The sequence below is a fragment of the Cytobacillus sp. OWB-43 genome (assembly GCF_034651445.1).
Lineage (GTDB): Bacteria > Bacillota > Bacilli > Bacillales > Cytobacillaceae > Cytobacillus > Cytobacillus kochii.
Genome location: NZ_JAYEFF010000001.1, coordinates 705,033 through 721,673, shown reverse-complemented (window position 1 = coordinate 721,673; position 16,641 = coordinate 705,033). Strand labels below are relative to the sequence as shown.

Here is a 16,641-nt window from a genome sequence, read left to right as displayed (position 1 = left end):
TCGTCCTGCTACACAAATAAAAATGAGAAAGCCTTCAAAGGTAAAGACCTTCGAAGGCTCTAAGTCATCAATAAACTCCTGATAACTCCATATAACTTACATTACATAACGGAATAATAATCTCGTCCGTTTCAGTAGATAAATAACCAGATACGACACGAGCTATCACAAGTGAACCATCTTCTACACGTAACAAGATACCTGTTTGAGAAGTAAAGTTACTTACTACAGTGACCGTACGGCCAATGTAGTTGGTACATTCTTCTTCTAGTGTAGAGGCAAAATTTGAAACCCCTCTAGACATTTAAACCCCTCCTTATCCTAATTTGACAACAGATTGAATATTTTTAAATGGTACGAAGTATGTTGAAGTCCCGTCAGTAACAACGGCATAATCTTGTCTTACTGCTGCTAATACACCTTCAACTGGACCACCAGTAGTTTCTTTTTCTACAAAAGAACCCACTAAACGACTTAACTCATTTCTTAAACCTTCGAAATTACAGAAGTCATCGCCAGTTTCAATGTTCTGAGATGGTCTTCCACAACACTCTTTCCATTCTTTTTTCTTACCACCTTGATGACGATGTTTTTTCTTAGAGTCAGTACATAACATATTGTAATACCCTCCCTTCACTCCTTAATCACTAACTATCTTATGTTGTTTTCCTCAAACTGAATGGACGAGTTTCCCAGTACAAACGCCTTTTTTCTAACAATTCCTTTAACGCCCCACATATAATGTAAAAAAACATGATTGGATGTGTTTAGGTGAAATCCATATTAATGGTAGCTGATCACTTAGGAGCAAACGGAACAGTGACTTATATATTTACAATTAGTAAAGCATTAAAGCAGATGGGTTATACGATTATTGTAATCGGGAGACCGGGCGTATTAGGAGACAATTTTAAGCAAGAGAACATTCCTGTCTATGAGGTTGAAATTCCGAACAACTTTGACAAAAAATCTACCGAAATACAAGCAAAAATAGAAGAAATCATTCATAACCATCAAATTGATCTCATTCATTGTCATCAAGTATATTCAGGTATTTTGTTACTTCATATGGCACAAAAACATAACATCCCCTATGTCTACACCCTTCATGGCCTATATAATAGAAAAGATGAGTTATTAAAAATACTGCCAAAATGTAATCAAATCATTACTGTTAGCCAATTAGTTCAAGAGCAATTGGTTCAACAATATAATCTGTCATCTATTTTCATCCCAAATGGCATTGATGGAGATGATTATTTTTATCAATCTGATATAACTGTAAGAAAAAACCTTCATATCCCAGAAACAGGATTTGTCGTCTTTTATGCCAGCCGGCTCGAATTTGATAAAGCAGATATTTGCATGCGGCTGTTAAAATCCATTGCAGAATTGAGACAACCAAACCTATACGCACTTGTTGCTGGGGAAGGTTTTAGAACGAAACAAATTCATAATATGATTAAAGCGATGAATCGGAAAAGAGCAACACCATACGTTCATTTATTAGGCTCACAACAAGATTTACGTCCCTTTTACTATTCCGTTAATGCGGTTGTAGGAACCGGAAGAACAGCAATGGAAGCGATATGCTGTGAAGTCCCTGTTATAGCAGCAGGAGCAAAAGGTTATAGTGGAATTGTGACAAAAGAAAACTGGGAAAAGATGAAATATGGTCATTTTGCTGATCATCAGGCAGATCAACCTATTCATCAACGGAATATCAAAAATGACATCCTCCAATTAATGACTTATGAAAAAAACCTTGGAATGAAAGATATTCGTCAAACATTATTAAAAGATTTTAACATTGAGAAAATCACAAAAGATTTAACGAGTTTGTACGTAAACCTCCTCAATTAATGTTAAAATATGCTAAAAGAAACGAAAAAAGGAGGTGCAAGCTCCCCATGCCTAGAAAGAAAATCATATTCATTTCTTTCATAAGTTTAACAACGGTTTTCACCGCCATACTTATTTGTTTTGCGGTGCTAGAGGGAGTAACTTATCAAGCAGCTTCAAAACTGGCTGACACGCTTCAAGAAGAAGACATGCAAAAATTATTAAACGACCCTACAATCCAGCCATATATAAATGAAAAAGTCGAGCTTGCAACAATGAACTTAAGTAAAACGGACTTACCAATAAAAACGAGATCAGAAGCCATGTCTAAAGTAACGCAAACCTTCAGCAATCAAGACATCAAGGATTTTTCTACAAAACTAAAACAAGGGTTAACGGAGAAAGATAAAGAAGAATTAATGGATACCGTTAATAAGCATTTTAGTGAAGAAGAAATTCTTTCACTAAAAATACTTGCCATACAAGAGCTTAAAAAAAGAGAATCTCAATCACAAAAGCAATAAACAGCCTGGCATGTTCAGGCACACAAAAAAGGCGTATAATAATAGACAATTAAACATATAGGAGGCACACAAAATTTGACTAACTTTCAAACGAAAGAAACACTGCAATTATTAAAAGATTTAGTTTCCATCCCTAGTCCATCAGGGAATACATATGAAGTAATTTCATTCGTTGAGGAATACTTGCGTGAACTTGGAGTACAAACACGAAAAAACCGCAAAGGTGCTCTTATCGCAACAATTACTGGCAAAGACAATTCCCAACATAGGATGTTAACTGCACATGTGGACACATTAGGAGCCATTGTAAAGGAAATTAAACCGAGTGGCAGATTAAAAATTGATCTGATTGGTGGGTTTCGTTATAACTCTATTGAAGGCGAGTACTGTCAGATAGAATCGTCAGATGGAAAAAAATATACTGGTACGATTCTCATGCATCAGACCTCTGTTCACGTATATAAAGATGCTGGGACAGCGGAAAGAAATATAAATAATATGGAAGTACGTTTAGATGAAGAAATACACTCCATTGAAGACGTTAAAAAACTAGGAATTGCCGTAGGAGATTTTGTTTCATTTGATCCACGAGTGGAAATAACCAACGCTGGATTTATCAAATCTAGACATTTGGATGATAAAGCAAGTGTAGCTATTTTACTGCAGTTAATTAAAGAAATCGTTACTGCTCGTATTGAATTACCTTATACAACTCATTTCCTCATTTCAAATAATGAAGAAATTGGTTATGGAGGCAATTCAAATATCACTGACGAAACAGTAGAGTATTTAGCTGTGGATATGGGAGCGATCGGTGATGGACAGGCAACTGATGAATATACGGTTTCTATTTGTGCGAAGGATTCTAGTGGGCCTTATCATTATCAATTGCGTAAACATTTAGTCGCTCTCGCAGAAGAACATCAAATCGGTTATAAAGTGGATATTTATCCATACTACGGTTCCGATGCATCTGCCGCTATTAGAGCTGGATTTGATATTATTCACGGATTAATAGGACCAGGTATCGATTCCTCCCACGCTTTTGAGCGCACGCATGAAAAGAGTATTCGTCAAACTTACGACTTACTTTATTATTATTTACAGTCAGAACTAGTGGGTTAAAGCTTAACATCCAATATGCAATTTATATAACCATACCTGCCAAAAACTTATCGTTTGACGGCAGGTATATTTTTTTCCTAATGCCCATCCCTTCTTAACTCTGAGATTTTCTTTAATACTTGATTTCGATACTGTCTCTTTATAAAGAGAACTTCTTGCTTTATCTCTCTTTGATGACGCACTGTCCCCATTTCTTCATGCACACGATAATTCACTAACTTTTCAGAAAGATAGTAAAATTCCTCACTTAGGCCAACCCGCAGCCACATCTCATAATCATGTGTATATCGATAACTAACATCTAATGGACCAACTTCGCGTAATAAATCCATATGCAGCATAACTGTACAACCGTGAATAAAACATCTATTTAATAAAGCTTTTAAAAAGTGACTTCGCAATGAATAGGTTTGATTAAAATAAGCATCTATCTGTGAATCACTCTTCCCAATTGTCTCACAGCCGGTATAACAAGCTCTTACGCCATATGTTTCCATATACTTTACTTGTTTATCTATTTTTGTTGGCTTATAGCTATCATCGGCACTAAGCCAACAAAAATATTTACCTGTTGCAATTTGAATTCCAGCATTGAGAGCTGTAGCTGTGCCTCCATTTTCCTTCCTTACATAAGTAACCTGTTTTTTATATGGTTCAAGTTTATCAAGATGTAATGTGGACCCATCATCGATGACAATAATCTCAATATTTCCATATGTCTGTGCAAGCAGACTTTCAATTGCCTCACCAATATACCGGCAATTATAAAAAGGGATGACTACTGAAACTTTATCCATAAATTAAATGCACTCCGTTCTTTCTTTCTAGACGTATTGTCCAAACCACATGTGAGACTTAAGCATATTCATAATATTAGAGGATAAATGTGATAGGAGGAGTACATCTTGAAAGTATTATTTATATTCTATGTACCAAGTGGAGGAGTCGAAACCTTAAATCGACAAAGAAGTATTGCTTTAAAGGACGTTGGAATCACTTGTCATTTTCTATACTATGAAAACCGTAGAAATTATTTAAATGAACACTATAATCCTGTATTTATTAAAAATGATGAAGAAGAAATTATTAACCTTATAAAGAAACATCAATATGACGCCATTGTCATTACTTCTGATTTTAAAATGGTGCCTGCTATCAAAAAAAGTGGATACAAAGGTAAAATCTTTGTTGAAATCCAAGGTTATGGGTCGATACAACAAACAAGATATGGTTTTTCTATTGGTAAAACATTAGCAGAGAATGATATTGATGGTTTTCTTAATCCAAGAACTCCCCATATTTCCACAATATTAAGTGAGATGTTCCCAAAAGTGCCTAAGTATGAATTTAATAATTGCTTTGATTGCAGTCACTTTAACTATAAAGCGACTGGCAAAAGTTTTGTCCAACCAATTATTGGTTGGGTTGGTCGAATCGAGGATAATAAAAACTGGCAGGAATTTTTGAACATTTGTTTTCTACTCAAAAGGAAACTACGTAATCAGCTACAAGTCTACCTTTTTGAAGATCCCACACTATCTTTACCCGAAGATAGAGAGGATTTTTTTAAGGTGATGAAAAAGTATCATTTAGAAAAAAACATCAATTTATTACCGAATATTCCTAATGAGAAAATGGCTGACTACTTTTCCATTATTAGTGATTCTGGTGGATTTCTTTGTTCGACATCAAAAATAGAAGGTGCCCCATTAACAGCATTAGAAGCGATGAGCTGTAGATGTCCGATACTCACAACTGACTCTAGCGGTATAAGAACAGCTGTTACTCATAATGTTACCGGCAAATACTATGAAATTGGCAACCCAAAAGAAGCTGTTAAAGAAGGAATAGAGCTGATTCAAAACCAGACGCTCAGACAGACAATTATTAATAACGCAGTATCCCATGTAAAAACGAACTTTGCACCCTCGCTTTATGCTCAGAATTTCAAGAAAATGATGACAAGTACATTACCAGTAAGTAACTGAATATGTTTTATGGATGGAAAAACAAATAAAAAATTCAAATACCAAATCTGTTACGTGCTGTTGTTTTTTAATTGAACGTAATGTCATCTTATAAGGAATACGTTGCAACTACTCATTTAAATATTTTATTTATTCAGATGCCTCTTTAAGGAATTGAAAAAAGTAGATTGTAATAATCATACATTAGGAAATGAATTGAGCAGTACATTACACTGCTCAATTCTGTTTTTACTCTATTGGTATAACTCGGAATCTTAACTCCATTGATTTATTCGCCCTTTAGGGTTTTACCTACTCTGCAATCATTTTTTTAACCATCTCTATCAGTTTAACAATTAGAACGCACAAAAGTATTTTATGTAAAAAGAAAACACTCCATATTCGGAGTGTTCATTTGGCATGTATTCATCTAGGTCACTATTTATAAAAACTAGTATCATTTTTATATCAACTTTTTTAAGTGTTTCCTTAATTTTTTACGATAAATGGCTTCGAGTTTACGTATTTCCAGTTTCATTGCCGGCTGATTTTTAGCTGATGTTGAATTACTATGAGAACGATATTTTGTTAGACTTTCATTAATAAATGCTATTGAAGTTTTGGCAAGGACCACTCTTAACCACATATCATAGTCTTGGGTATATTTATATTGAGGATTAAAATAGCCCACTTCATTAAATACATCTTTCTTTATCATAACTGTGCACCCGTTAACAGGATTGTAGTATAAAAATGTTTCATAAATATGACCGGTAGATAGAAAATTAATAGTTAAGTTTTTCATCAAAACTTCATTATTTTCATTGATGATATCATAGTTTGTAAAACTCATATCCACTAGACGATCTTCCATAAAATCTACTTGTTTTTCAATCTTTTCATGTTCAAATAAATCATCGGCACTTAACCAGGCAATATATTTACCTTTAGCAGCTTTTATTCCCGTATTTAATGCAGCTGCTGTCCCTTTATTTCTTTGATAAAGATAGGTTAGTTTATCTTTATACGCTTGCACTAAATGTACGTATTCAGTTGAACCATCATCGACAACAATTAATTCAATATTTTGATACGTTTGTTGTAATACACTTTCAATTGCTTGATCGACATATTGGCAATTATAAAAAGGAATAACGACCGAAACTAGTGGCTCCATATTTACACATCCTTCTTTATCTTATTCCTAAAGTGAGTTAACACATCATTTAAAGATTCTTTTAACGTGTAGTCTCTCACCCAACCTAATTCTCTTAATCTTTGTGCACTCATTGATGCGACATAAGATGGTCGTAACTCTTCCACTTCTTCAAAATGAATATTTTCATTTGTAAGAGATTTGTAAATAGCCATCACTTCAAGAAGTGTGTAAGATGTTTCAGAACAAACCTCGTACACTTCACCAACTTTTCCTTTTCTTAACAACAATTCGTAAGCCTTTATAGCATCTCTTACATCGAGAAAATCTCTTGTAGCATTGACAGCAATCTCAATAGCTTCTTCCTTATCATGAGAATGCATTGCTTCTATTCCTGCGATTCGTTGACCTAAAATGGCACAAATCCCCGTCGAATTTCCTGGCCCAATTAAATTCGTAGGTTTGGCTAAGATGACTTGGCTTTCAAAGAGCTGAATCCAGGACTTTGCCAGTATGACTTGTATTGTTTTACTAAGACTATAAGGGTTTTTCAGCGTCTCTATTTGATTGGGTTCAAACTCTAAGGCAGAACCCGGTATAAGAATGCGACAGTGTTTCACATGCTTTCTAGCTTCGTCTATTAATTTGGCTGTTGCCATCGTATTAACACTTAATACATCTACTGGATGTTCCCATGAATCAGTAACACTACATCTCCCAGCTAAATGTAAAATATAATCAGGCTTACTGACATTTACTGCTTCTTCAATTTGTTCAAGCGATAATAAATCACAAATAATTACATTATATGGTAATGATAATATTGGTTGATTCCTCATTAATGCATATACTTGATAACCTTGTTTATGAAAGAAATCACATGCATGCCGACCCGTAAACCCACCAGCACCAGTAATAAGGATTGTTTTCCCTTTACCCATATTGCCCCTCTCACTCTCCAATTCGAACAACTTACTAAATAGCATATGAAGAGTTTGTCTATTTGTTTCGGGCTCAATTCGTTAAAAAAATGGTGAAACTTGTCCAAGCACCTTACACTTCATTCACATAATGTATTACTAACTGACAAGCAAAGGAGGTGAACATTATGGGAACATTTTTAGATTCACAAAGTTCACAAAACTCAACAGCTAATGGTCAGATTAGTATACCTGTAACAGCTACACCAGCATTATTCGGTACATTAGGCTTGAATTTAGCAGGTGCTGGTGCTAATCCACGTGTAACATTTTCTATCAGTGCCGCCTTCACTTCATTAGCTACAGTGTTAACACCGATTGTCGTCAACGTATATCGTGTGGTGAACGGTACCCCAAGCCTCATTTATTCAGCCACACAATCATTAGCAGTTGCAGGTCTCGGAGTAGCTTCAACTACTGTATTATCTTTCAATGGTGCTGATTACAACCCAATTGATTCAACGACTTTTCCAATTTATCGCGCAACAATCAATGTAGGAGGCGGGGTAGTGTTATTTCCAACACGAACAGGACCAGAAACATTTTATGCAGCTGCCTATTCTGATTAATTCTTGAATGACGCAAAACACGGACAATATATGTTTTTAACATGTTTTGTCCGCGTTTTAATTTGAACAGAGCTATTCTATTTATGATATTTAGCAGGTATACCCGTCTATAACCGATTATAGCGCACTGCATATACATAGTATGTGGACAATCAAAAAGGAGAGGAACATATGAGGATTTTATTTGCAACCTTTTGGCAAATTCCGCATGTTGGTGGCGTATGGAAATATATGAACCAACTAAAGAATAGATATGAACTACTTGGTCATACAGTAGATATCATTGGCTTTACTCAAGGTCATAAAGCACTTGCGGTCATTAATCGTAATATTTTTATCCCTACACCCGCTGGACAACCACCTATGGCTGAGAGTAATGATCCAATTATTGGCTCTTATTCTTCCTTATTAGACATATATATAAATTGTTTCAAACAAATTGACCTTAGCGAATATAATGTCATACATGCCCAAGATATTTTCTCTTCTATCGCAGTCAATCGATTAAAACACCCTCACACTGCATCAGTTACTACAATGCATGGATGTGTAGCTCAAGAAATTATTGATGCCCATTATCATGGGCAAATAGAAAATCGCTCCATCGAAGGTGTTCAATATTTCTGTCAACTTGAAAAACAAGGAGCCGAAGCAAGCGATTGTACGATTGTGGCAAACCAATGGATGTATGAAAAGTTGATCTCCCAATTCGGTGTATCGAGTCAGCAATTAAACATTTTACACTATGGCTATGATATTGAAGCTTTTACTGCTAGCGCTAAGGAAACAACCAATATAAAAAAACCACGGAATAAAAAAGTGATTATTTTCACAGGGAGGTTCACACCATTCAAGGGAGTGAGGTTTCTTATTGAAGCACTTTCAATGCTTAAGAAAAAAAGACGTGATTGGGTATGTTGGCTGGTAGGGAACGGTCCTGAAGAGAACGAATTGAAAAAACTTGTTAAAGAAGCACGATTAGAGAAAGATATTGTCTTTCTAGGGCAACGAGACGATGTCCCTGCCTTACTGCAACAGTCAGATATGCTTATTTTACCAACGTTAATTGAGAACCAGCCTTTATCAGTTATTGAAGCACAAATTTCTGGGAAAGCCATTATCGCTAGTCAAGTCGGTGGTGTCCCCGAGATGATTCAACATGGAATGACAGGCATGCTAGTACCTCCAAAAAACGCCTACCCCCTTTATGAAACGATTGCTTATCTCCTACAAGAGCCAGCATTCTTGAATAATCTCGGTATGCGTGCCAAACATTTCGCACATGATTACTGGCGTTTAGCCCCAGCCATTGATTGTGTTATTGCCGTTTACGAAAAAGCCTTGAAGACAAAGCAAACATAGGGAGGAAGAAGCATGAATATTGTTATTAGTGGAGGAGCAGGATTTATTGGTTCACATTTAGTGGACTATTTTGTAAAAGAAGGAGCTAAAGTATATGTGATTGATAACTTCTCATCTAGCACAAATAAAAATATCCACCCTGAGTCAATCGTTCTTGATTGTGATATAAGAAGTGACAAAATAAAGCAACATTTTTCTAACATAAAACCTGATCTTGTTTTCCATCTTGCTGCTCAAGCAGATGTAACAAAATCTATCAAATATCCAACTGCAGATGCAGATATTAATATCGTTGGTACAATCAATCTACTAGAAGCTAGTGTACAAGCAAAAGTAAAACAATTTATATTCTCCTCTACCTCAGCTGTTTACGGAGAATCATCAGAGGATATTATTCACGAAACAGATTCCACTCAACCAATCTCCTACTACGGTATGTCAAAATATACAGCAGAAAATTATATCCGCCTCTACCACCATTTATATCAATTACCCTATACGATATTACGCTATGGCAATGTGTATGGTCCTAGACAAACACCAAAAGGAGAAGGTGGTGTTATTGCTGTTTTCCTTCAAAAGATTTTATCCGGAGAATCACTTAATATCCATGGTAATGGTGAACAAACGCGAGATTTTATATTTGTTGACGATATCGTTCTGGCAAATGTGTCTGCTAGTAAACAAGTCTCAAATGATACCTTTCATGTGAGCACAGGTTTAAAGACTTCAGTTAATCAAATCATTGAAAAACTCTCGCATATTCATTCCAAGCCGATAAAGAAACAATATGTTACAAGTCGCCAAGGAGATATAAAAGATAGCTGCCTTTCCCGAGAAAAAATCAAACAGAAACTCAATTGGATACCAAACCATTCTATCGACGAGGGCTTACTACAAACCTATCAATTTATGAAAAACAAAAGCTAACTTAATGTAAAGGAGCTTTTTTATGAAGATTCTATTAGCTACGTATTGGGCGATTCCTCACTTAGGGGGAGTGTGGAATTATATGATTCAGTTAAGAAAAGGGCTTGAGGCACAAGGTCATGAGGTAGATCTAATGGGGTTTAATACACAAAACCGTCATGTCATTATTATTAATAAAGATATTAGTATTCCGATTACAACGTTTCCTCATACAGAACTTCCGCCTGATGAATTAATTGTTAAATATACCGCTTATCAAAGCAAGGAATATGAGAAGGCAGCTGCTCAAATGGATTTGGAAGCATATCATATCATACATGCACAAGACGTTATTGCAGCCCGGGCAATTGATCACTTAAAACTCAAACACCCTGCTCTCATTACAACTATACATGGATCCCTGACAAAAGAAATAAAAGAACAGTTTTTCCAAGACCCTTCATCAAAACTGGAGAATTTATCCTATTTTAAGAATTTAGAATACATCGGTGGAATGGCAGGTTATACCACTATTGTAGCTAATGAATGGATGAAAAATATTTTATGTAATGATATTCACATCGAGAGTCATCAACTAACTGTCCTTCACTATGGGTTTGATATTGATGATTTCTTATTACGAGCTGCAAAACCTGCAAACCATATTAGAAAAAGAAAAAAAAGACAGAAACTATTCATATATACAGGTAGACTCATTAAAGCAAAAGGTGTACAGTATTTGATCACCGCGTTGTCATATTTGAAAGAACAAAATAATGACTGGGTTTGTTGGATCATTGGTGATGGCGAAGAAAAACAGCATCTACAAAAACTAACGAATGATTATCATTTAAGAAATCAAATTCTCTTTTTAGGAGAAAGAAATGATGTCCCCTCTCTATTACAACAAGCTGATCTATTCATTTTACCAACACTCTCAGAAAACCAGCCTTTATCAATTATCGAAGCACAACTATCAGGATTAGCTATTATCGCTAGTGATGTAGGAGGTATACCTGAAATGATTGAAGACGGCGTAACAGGATTTCTTACACCGATAGGAGACTCAAAGAAACTAGCCGAAAAAATGGCTTTCTTACTACATGAGGATATGGTCAGAAGAAGTATAGGTACGAAAGCATTTGAGTTTGCTACTAGTCACTGGTCGTTAGCTAACGCCATTAAACTAGTACTCCCCCTCTATCATCAGGCGATACAGAAAAAACAGATGAATAATTGAATTAAAAAAACGATCAATCCGGTTTGATTCGCTAAAAATCTAAATGCGAATAATTTAAGAAAGAACTGCACCTCCAATTGTTAGGTCATGCGTCTAACCATCAGAGGTGCAGTTTTTCCTTATAGTTGATGACAATTATTCTCTTTCCTTCATTCTTTCCATCTCTGCTTTAAGCTCAATAAGCATTTCTTTATATGTTGGGAATAGATAGGAAAAATCTTTCCTTACCGTTTGCACTGTACGATCTAACTTTTCTACATCATCAGAGATAATCGATATATCATCTTTGTGAAATACTTCTTTTATTAAAGATAAGAGCTCATATTTTGAAACAGCTTGAGGCATACCTAAATGATACAGTCCTTGTATATCCTCCTGGATCATTTGATGAATCGCTTTCGCTAATTCTAAAGTTGTTACGCCATTCCAATACACATTACTGAAACCTTTTATGGTACCTGTTTGTTCCATAAACCATAAGAATAGGCCAATACCGTCCTGCTTTAACTCCGGACCTATAATTGATGTTCTTACAGTTAAATGGGGAGGTGAAGATACTTCACCTAATTGTTTCGATTGCGCATAAATAGATGTACCATCTGTTATGTCTTCTTCAGTATATCCACCCTTATCGCCTAAAAACACACAGTCAGTACTAATATGGATGAGACGACCGCCCCTTTTTTCCATAATACCTGCCAACGCTTGTGGCAGCAGACTATTAACTTGAAAGGCAAGCTTTGTATTAGAGCTCGCATGCTCGTTTAAGATACCAACACAATTTATAACGATATCTGGTTGTACTTTATCTATAACCGCTTCGACATCTGTTGTACGGGTCACATCTAAATATAGTTGATGATCACTTTCTGAATGTCCTCTTGAAGTTGTGTAGACGTCAAAGGTTGAATACGCATGAAAATAGGAGGCAAGCATGTGACCTGCCATGCCCTTCCCTCCCAAAATTAATAATTTCATTTTAAATAAACCCGCCCTTCTTCAACATCTTCCTCAGCTCCTCTTTATCCATTAACGATTGACCAGAATTATATTCTTCTAGATTAATCGGTTGATAATCTTTATAATAAGCCTTCAAACCATCGATATGAATAGAGGGTAGGATAACATAGTATTCATCATCATAAGTGACGGTCATTGTACTTTCATAATCTGATAGTAAAAGTTCATGGATTTTTTCTCCTGGTCTTACTCCAAGAATTTCTGTTCCAATATTCGGTTTTCCTGATGCCTCAATTAATAAGTCAGCGAGATCAGTAATTTTGCATGCAGGCATTTTCATTACAAATGTTTCACCACCGATACTTTCAAAAGTTGCTTTAAATACCAATTTAATTGCTTCCTCTACTGTTAAGAAAAATCTTGTCATTCTTGGATCGGTGATACCTACCTTTCCCTTTTCTTGTATTTGTCTCTTAAACACATGAATGACACTTCCATTTGTACCAAGTACGTTTCCGCCTCTTATACAAACAAACTTTGTAGCCGAGTTTAATGTATTGGCATGGATAATCAATTTCTCCCCCATCGCTTTAGATAAACCGTAGAAGTTCGACGGGTTAGAAGCTTTATCTGTGGATATATATACAACTCTTTCTACTTTATTAATAATCGCTGCATCTATGACATTTTGTGTTCCAATTACATTGGATTTTAATGCCTCAATCGGTTGGTCTTCACATACAGGAACATGCTTAAGTGCCGCAAGATGGAAAACATAATGTACTCCTTGTGTTGCTTCAATCATTGCATCTTTTTCTTTTATATCTCCAATTAAAAAATGTAATGAAGGATGATGATCAAATGCTTCTTTCATTGAAAATTGATTAGACTCATTTCTAGATAGTATTCTTATCTCTTTCGGTTGTAAGAAAAGTAATTGCTCGACGAGTTCATAGCCCCATGACCCTGTTCCGCCGGTTACTAAGATGATTTTATCTTTAAACAACTGTCAGTCCCCCTAATAGTAGTTTGATTACTTTATCTGAAACATCCTCTGCTTCGTAGCCTTCAGGCAATTTCCAACTTGTCGGCTGACTCGTCATTATTTTTGCACAGGAAAGTATTCTTTCTGCATCAATACCAGAAATCATATTACTTCCACAGGCTAATGTTTCAGGTCTTTCTGTTGTATGGCGGATCGTTACAGTTGGAATATAGAATAAACAGCACTCCTCTTGGACTGTTCCACTATCCGTTAATACACAGAAAGCATTTTTCTCAAGCTGTACAAAATCAAAAAAACCAAATGGCTGATGGAATTCGACTAATGGATGTAAAACGAAATCGGTAAGGTGATCGATTTTGGATTTTGTGCGGGGATGAATACTGCAAATGACACGTTTATTAAAATGGTCAGCTACTTGATTAACGCCATTTAATATCTCAAGCAGCCTTTCTTGATGGTCGACATTTTCAGCTCTATGTGCAGTAAGTAACAAATAATTTCCTTTTTGTAGTGATAATGAGGTTAAGATATTACTTTGATTAATTTGGACCGAATAGTGTTGGATGACTTCATTAATCGGATTGCCTGAAGTATAAATTCTTTGTGGGGCAATCCCTTCTCTTAATAGGTTTTCTTTACTTCCTGGTGTATAAGGAAGGTTAACTGTTGAAATCGTATCAATTACACGGCGGTTTTTCTCTTCAGGCACTTCTAAATCATAACAACGATTTCCTGCCTCCATATGGTATACTGGAATTCCCATGCGCTCAGCTAAAATAGCACTGAGTCCACTATTGGTGTCTCCTAATACGAGAATTTTATCTGGTGCCTCATCTTGTAATATACCTTCTAGCTCGCTATACATTTTGGCTAATTGTTTCCCTAGTGATTGCTGTTTTGATGCTAATATATAATCAGGTTGTCTTAAGCCTAGTTCTTTAAAAAAGATATCGCTTAATTCGTTTGTAAAATTCTGACCAGTGTGTACAATAAGATGTTCATCAATTAATTGATCGAGTTTTTTTATGATTAAACTTAAGCGAATAATTTCTGGCCTTGTCCCCAAAATTGTCATGATCTTCATCCCTTCACTCCCTTTCCTTTCCATTACTAGACCATAGCACTTTTTTTATCTAATATTAATTTATGCTTGTATCTCGACTTTGCTATAGGCAAGTCTTTGAAAGATAAAATTGAAACATATACCTAAAAGGGGCGAAGGCAGTGGAGTATATATAATGAAAAAAAGCTATGATGCAATGGTATTTACCATATCATCATAGCAAGCAAAATTTTAGTTCTTCATTAGTTCACTACATTACATCATCATCCTTAATGAATCGGATAAAAAAAGGCATGACAAGACAAATAAGGATAAATATGAAGCCACTGAATAGATATACAATGGTTTGCGAAGGGTTAAAAAGATAAATAAAAGCGATCATAAATGAGGAAACGAGCGGTAAAAAGAAAGTAACTTTTCTTGACCTTACACTTTGATATTGATTTTCACCGCAATACATACACTTTATTGCCCTTCTAATAGTAAATAGCCTTTTAAATGTTTGCATCCAACTCCACTTGTGATGGCAATGTTGACAAATAGGCATGACAAACCTCCATAATTCCATTATCGTTTATAACCAAATTCACCCAAATAGTGGGCGTATGTATGAAAATCTGATCCGCCTGTTTGCAGAATCTCATATTTTTTTGCCATTCTTTTGTATTTTTTCACATCTTTACTCGTATGCCTGCGATGCCAAACTTCAATACCATCGAGACCTAAATGCAGTAATTCTAACACTAATTGGTCATCTTTTATGAGCCGGGGATGAGCTAGCACAGCATGTCCACCAGCCTCATGAATAGTGGCAATCGCCTCTTCCGCAGACATCGTATCGAGTGGAACATGCGTTGGGCTATCATCACTGATGTATCGCCGAAAAGCATCAATCTTACACGATGCATAGCCCTTTTCAACTATAGCCATGGCAATATGGGGACGACAAATAAGCTCTCCTACCATCTGTTTTCTAATATCTCTCATATTAATATGCACGCCATAAGAGTTTAACAGTTTTAACATCTTGTTGGCACGATCTAACCGATTTTCAAAAATTAATGCAAGCTTTTTTTTAAGATGATTAGTTGGGTGAATACCGTAACCTAATATATCAATTCTTCTGTCTTTATATGATGATGATAGCTCAATCCCTCTAATAAGTTGAATAGGGAGATTGTGGGAGATGCTATATGCCTCTTCCACACCATTAATCGTATCGTGATCTGTAATACTGATAGTCTTTAATCTTTTTTCAACAGCATATTGCATTAACTCAAGAGGTGTTAGTTCACCATCTGAGGCAGTCGTATGCAAATGCAGATCAAAACCTTTCTCTTTAGTTACAGCAGCAATATCCAACACACTCAATCCCTCCCTTAACGATAATTATTCTTCTTCTGGTGGTCTTTTCCCCCTTTGTAATTCATTAATCGATAAACCAAAGTCATATTGCAGATGCGGGTAATCTTTAAAATGCTGCCAATCCCCACCCCATTCAAATCCTAACTTTTTCGCTTCTGCAACTACTTCATCCCAGTCAGCTTGGCCATTTCCATTCCCATCATATGTCATATCCCATACAACCTCTCCACCTTTTGTGACTAGTGCAAAATCAACAGCTAACCCATAATTATGATAAGATTCTCCACCTTTGGCATGTGTGACAATCTGTCCTTCTTCAGTTCGCCCTTTTGCATACAGCTCATCTTGTTCATGTAAACTGCGATAATCATCTGTAATCAATATATTGATTCCTTTGTCTTCTAATGATGTGATTAGCTGTTCTGTCTTAGCTCTTACTTCGGGATGAACCTCAACTGGTAAAGGTACATCTTTATACTTAAATAATGAACCAAATAAATATTGGATAAATAATAATAGAATAATAATTAATATGAGCACAAATACAAACGCCCTAAAAACTTTCACCATCTT

Annotated in this window: 19 protein-coding genes; 8 read left to right on the top strand and 11 right to left on the bottom strand. The window is 35.7% G+C overall.

What is annotated here, in order from left to right; all coding sequences use genetic code 11:
• Nucleotides 1-67 precede the first annotated feature (67 nt).
• Nucleotides 68-304: a hypothetical protein gene (locus U9M49_RS03655; RefSeq protein WP_095373386.1), complete on the bottom strand. Its 237-nt coding sequence runs from the start codon at nucleotides 302-304 to the stop codon at nucleotides 68-70.
• Between the two features lie 12 nt (nucleotides 305-316).
• Nucleotides 317-616 (bottom strand): DUF2642 domain-containing protein, encoded by a 300-nt coding sequence (locus tag U9M49_RS03650; protein WP_095373387.1) that lies wholly within the window; start codon nucleotides 614-616, stop codon nucleotides 317-319.
• Nucleotides 617-771: 155 nt separating this feature from the next.
• Between U9M49_RS03650 and U9M49_RS03645 the strand changes: the two genes are divergently transcribed.
• The 3 genes from U9M49_RS03645 to U9M49_RS03635 all read left to right on the top strand — a co-directional run bounded on the left by U9M49_RS03645 (nucleotide 772) and on the right by U9M49_RS03635 (nucleotide 3,491).
• Nucleotides 772-1,863: a glycosyltransferase gene (locus U9M49_RS03645; RefSeq protein ID WP_322909289.1), complete on the top strand. Its 1,092-nt coding sequence runs from the start codon at nucleotides 772-774 to the stop codon at nucleotides 1,861-1,863.
• Nucleotides 1,864-1,910: 47 nt separating this feature from the next.
• The gene (locus U9M49_RS03640; protein WP_095373389.1) at nucleotides 1,911-2,366 is read left to right on the top strand and encodes a hypothetical protein; all 456 of its coding nucleotides are present in this window, start codon (nucleotides 1,911-1,913) and stop codon (nucleotides 2,364-2,366) included.
• 102 nt (nucleotides 2,367-2,468) lie between these two features.
• Nucleotides 2,469-3,491 carry a M42 family metallopeptidase gene (locus U9M49_RS03635; RefSeq protein ID WP_370873311.1) on the top strand — a complete coding sequence of 341 codons (1,023 nt, stop codon included), beginning with the start codon at nucleotides 2,469-2,471 and terminating at the stop codon, nucleotides 3,489-3,491.
• A 77-nt stretch (nucleotides 3,492-3,568) separates the two neighbouring features.
• Here U9M49_RS03635 and U9M49_RS03630 read toward each other — a convergent pair whose 3' ends face one another.
• Nucleotides 3,569-4,288, bottom strand: coding sequence for a glycosyltransferase family 2 protein (locus U9M49_RS03630; RefSeq protein WP_322909288.1), 720 nt, complete (start codon nucleotides 4,286-4,288; stop codon nucleotides 3,569-3,571).
• A gap of 108 nt (nucleotides 4,289-4,396) precedes the next feature.
• Between U9M49_RS03630 and U9M49_RS03625 the strand changes: the two genes are divergently transcribed.
• On the top strand, nucleotides 4,397-5,479 hold the full coding sequence (locus tag U9M49_RS03625) for a glycosyltransferase (RefSeq protein ID WP_322909287.1): 1,083 nt from the start codon (nucleotides 4,397-4,399) through the stop codon (nucleotides 5,477-5,479).
• A gap of 442 nt (nucleotides 5,480-5,921) precedes the next feature.
• Here U9M49_RS03625 and U9M49_RS03620 read toward each other — a convergent pair whose 3' ends face one another.
• Nucleotides 5,922-6,635: a glycosyltransferase gene (locus U9M49_RS03620; protein ID WP_095373393.1), complete on the bottom strand. Its 714-nt coding sequence runs from the start codon at nucleotides 6,633-6,635 to the stop codon at nucleotides 5,922-5,924.
• Between the two features lie 2 nt (nucleotides 6,636-6,637).
• On the bottom strand, nucleotides 6,638-7,555 hold the full coding sequence (locus U9M49_RS03615) for an NAD-dependent epimerase/dehydratase family protein (RefSeq protein WP_322909286.1): 918 nt from the start codon (nucleotides 7,553-7,555) through the stop codon (nucleotides 6,638-6,640).
• A 167-nt stretch (nucleotides 7,556-7,722) separates the two neighbouring features.
• On the opposite strand from U9M49_RS03615, the gene U9M49_RS03610 reads away from it, so the two are divergent.
• The 4 genes from U9M49_RS03610 (at nucleotide 7,723) to U9M49_RS03595 (ending at nucleotide 11,674) form a co-directional block, all read left to right on the top strand.
• Nucleotides 7,723-8,163 carry a hypothetical protein gene (locus U9M49_RS03610; protein ID WP_095373395.1) on the top strand — a complete coding sequence of 147 codons (441 nt, stop codon included), beginning with the start codon at nucleotides 7,723-7,725 and terminating at the stop codon, nucleotides 8,161-8,163.
• Between the two features lie 171 nt (nucleotides 8,164-8,334).
• Nucleotides 8,335-9,525: a glycosyltransferase family 4 protein gene (locus U9M49_RS03605; RefSeq protein ID WP_095373396.1), complete on the top strand. Its 1,191-nt coding sequence runs from the start codon at nucleotides 8,335-8,337 to the stop codon at nucleotides 9,523-9,525.
• A gap of 12 nt (nucleotides 9,526-9,537) precedes the next feature.
• Nucleotides 9,538-10,455, top strand: a complete 918-nt coding sequence (locus U9M49_RS03600) for a GDP-mannose 4,6-dehydratase (protein ID WP_322909285.1) — start codon at nucleotides 9,538-9,540, stop codon at nucleotides 10,453-10,455.
• Between the two features lie 22 nt (nucleotides 10,456-10,477).
• Nucleotides 10,478-11,674 carry a glycosyltransferase family 4 protein gene (locus U9M49_RS03595; protein WP_322909284.1) on the top strand — a complete coding sequence of 399 codons (1,197 nt, stop codon included), beginning with the start codon at nucleotides 10,478-10,480 and terminating at the stop codon, nucleotides 11,672-11,674.
• Nucleotides 11,675-11,809: 135 nt separating this feature from the next.
• Here U9M49_RS03595 and U9M49_RS03590 read toward each other — a convergent pair whose 3' ends face one another.
• The 6 genes from U9M49_RS03590 to U9M49_RS03570 all read right to left on the bottom strand — a co-directional run bounded on the left by U9M49_RS03590 (nucleotide 11,810) and on the right by U9M49_RS03570 (nucleotide 16,638).
• On the bottom strand, nucleotides 11,810-12,652 hold the full coding sequence (locus tag U9M49_RS03590) for an SDR family oxidoreductase (protein ID WP_322909283.1): 843 nt from the start codon (nucleotides 12,650-12,652) through the stop codon (nucleotides 11,810-11,812).
• Between the two features lies 1 nt (nucleotide 12,653).
• Nucleotides 12,654-13,640 (bottom strand): polysaccharide biosynthesis protein, encoded by a 987-nt coding sequence (locus U9M49_RS03585; protein WP_095373400.1) that lies wholly within the window; start codon nucleotides 13,638-13,640, stop codon nucleotides 12,654-12,656.
• Nucleotides 13,633-14,724, bottom strand: a complete 1,092-nt coding sequence (wecB, locus tag U9M49_RS03580; RefSeq protein WP_322909282.1) for a non-hydrolyzing UDP-N-acetylglucosamine 2-epimerase — start codon at nucleotides 14,722-14,724, stop codon at nucleotides 13,633-13,635. The genes U9M49_RS03585 and wecB overlap by 8 nt, the downstream gene beginning before the upstream one ends.
• 229 nt (nucleotides 14,725-14,953) lie before the next feature.
• A complete protein-coding gene (locus U9M49_RS22660; protein WP_416337082.1) occupies nucleotides 14,954-15,250 on the bottom strand; it encodes a TIGR04104 family putative zinc finger protein in 297 nt (98 codons plus the stop codon).
• 20 nt (nucleotides 15,251-15,270) lie between these two features.
• Complete coding sequence (locus tag U9M49_RS03575) at nucleotides 15,271-16,068, bottom strand: PHP domain-containing protein (RefSeq protein WP_322909281.1); 798 nt, start codon at nucleotides 16,066-16,068, stop codon at nucleotides 15,271-15,273.
• Between the two features lie 24 nt (nucleotides 16,069-16,092).
• Nucleotides 16,093-16,638 (bottom strand): M15 family metallopeptidase, encoded by a 546-nt coding sequence (locus tag U9M49_RS03570; protein WP_322909674.1) that lies wholly within the window; start codon nucleotides 16,636-16,638, stop codon nucleotides 16,093-16,095.
• Nucleotides 16,639-16,641: the final 3 nt, after the last annotated feature.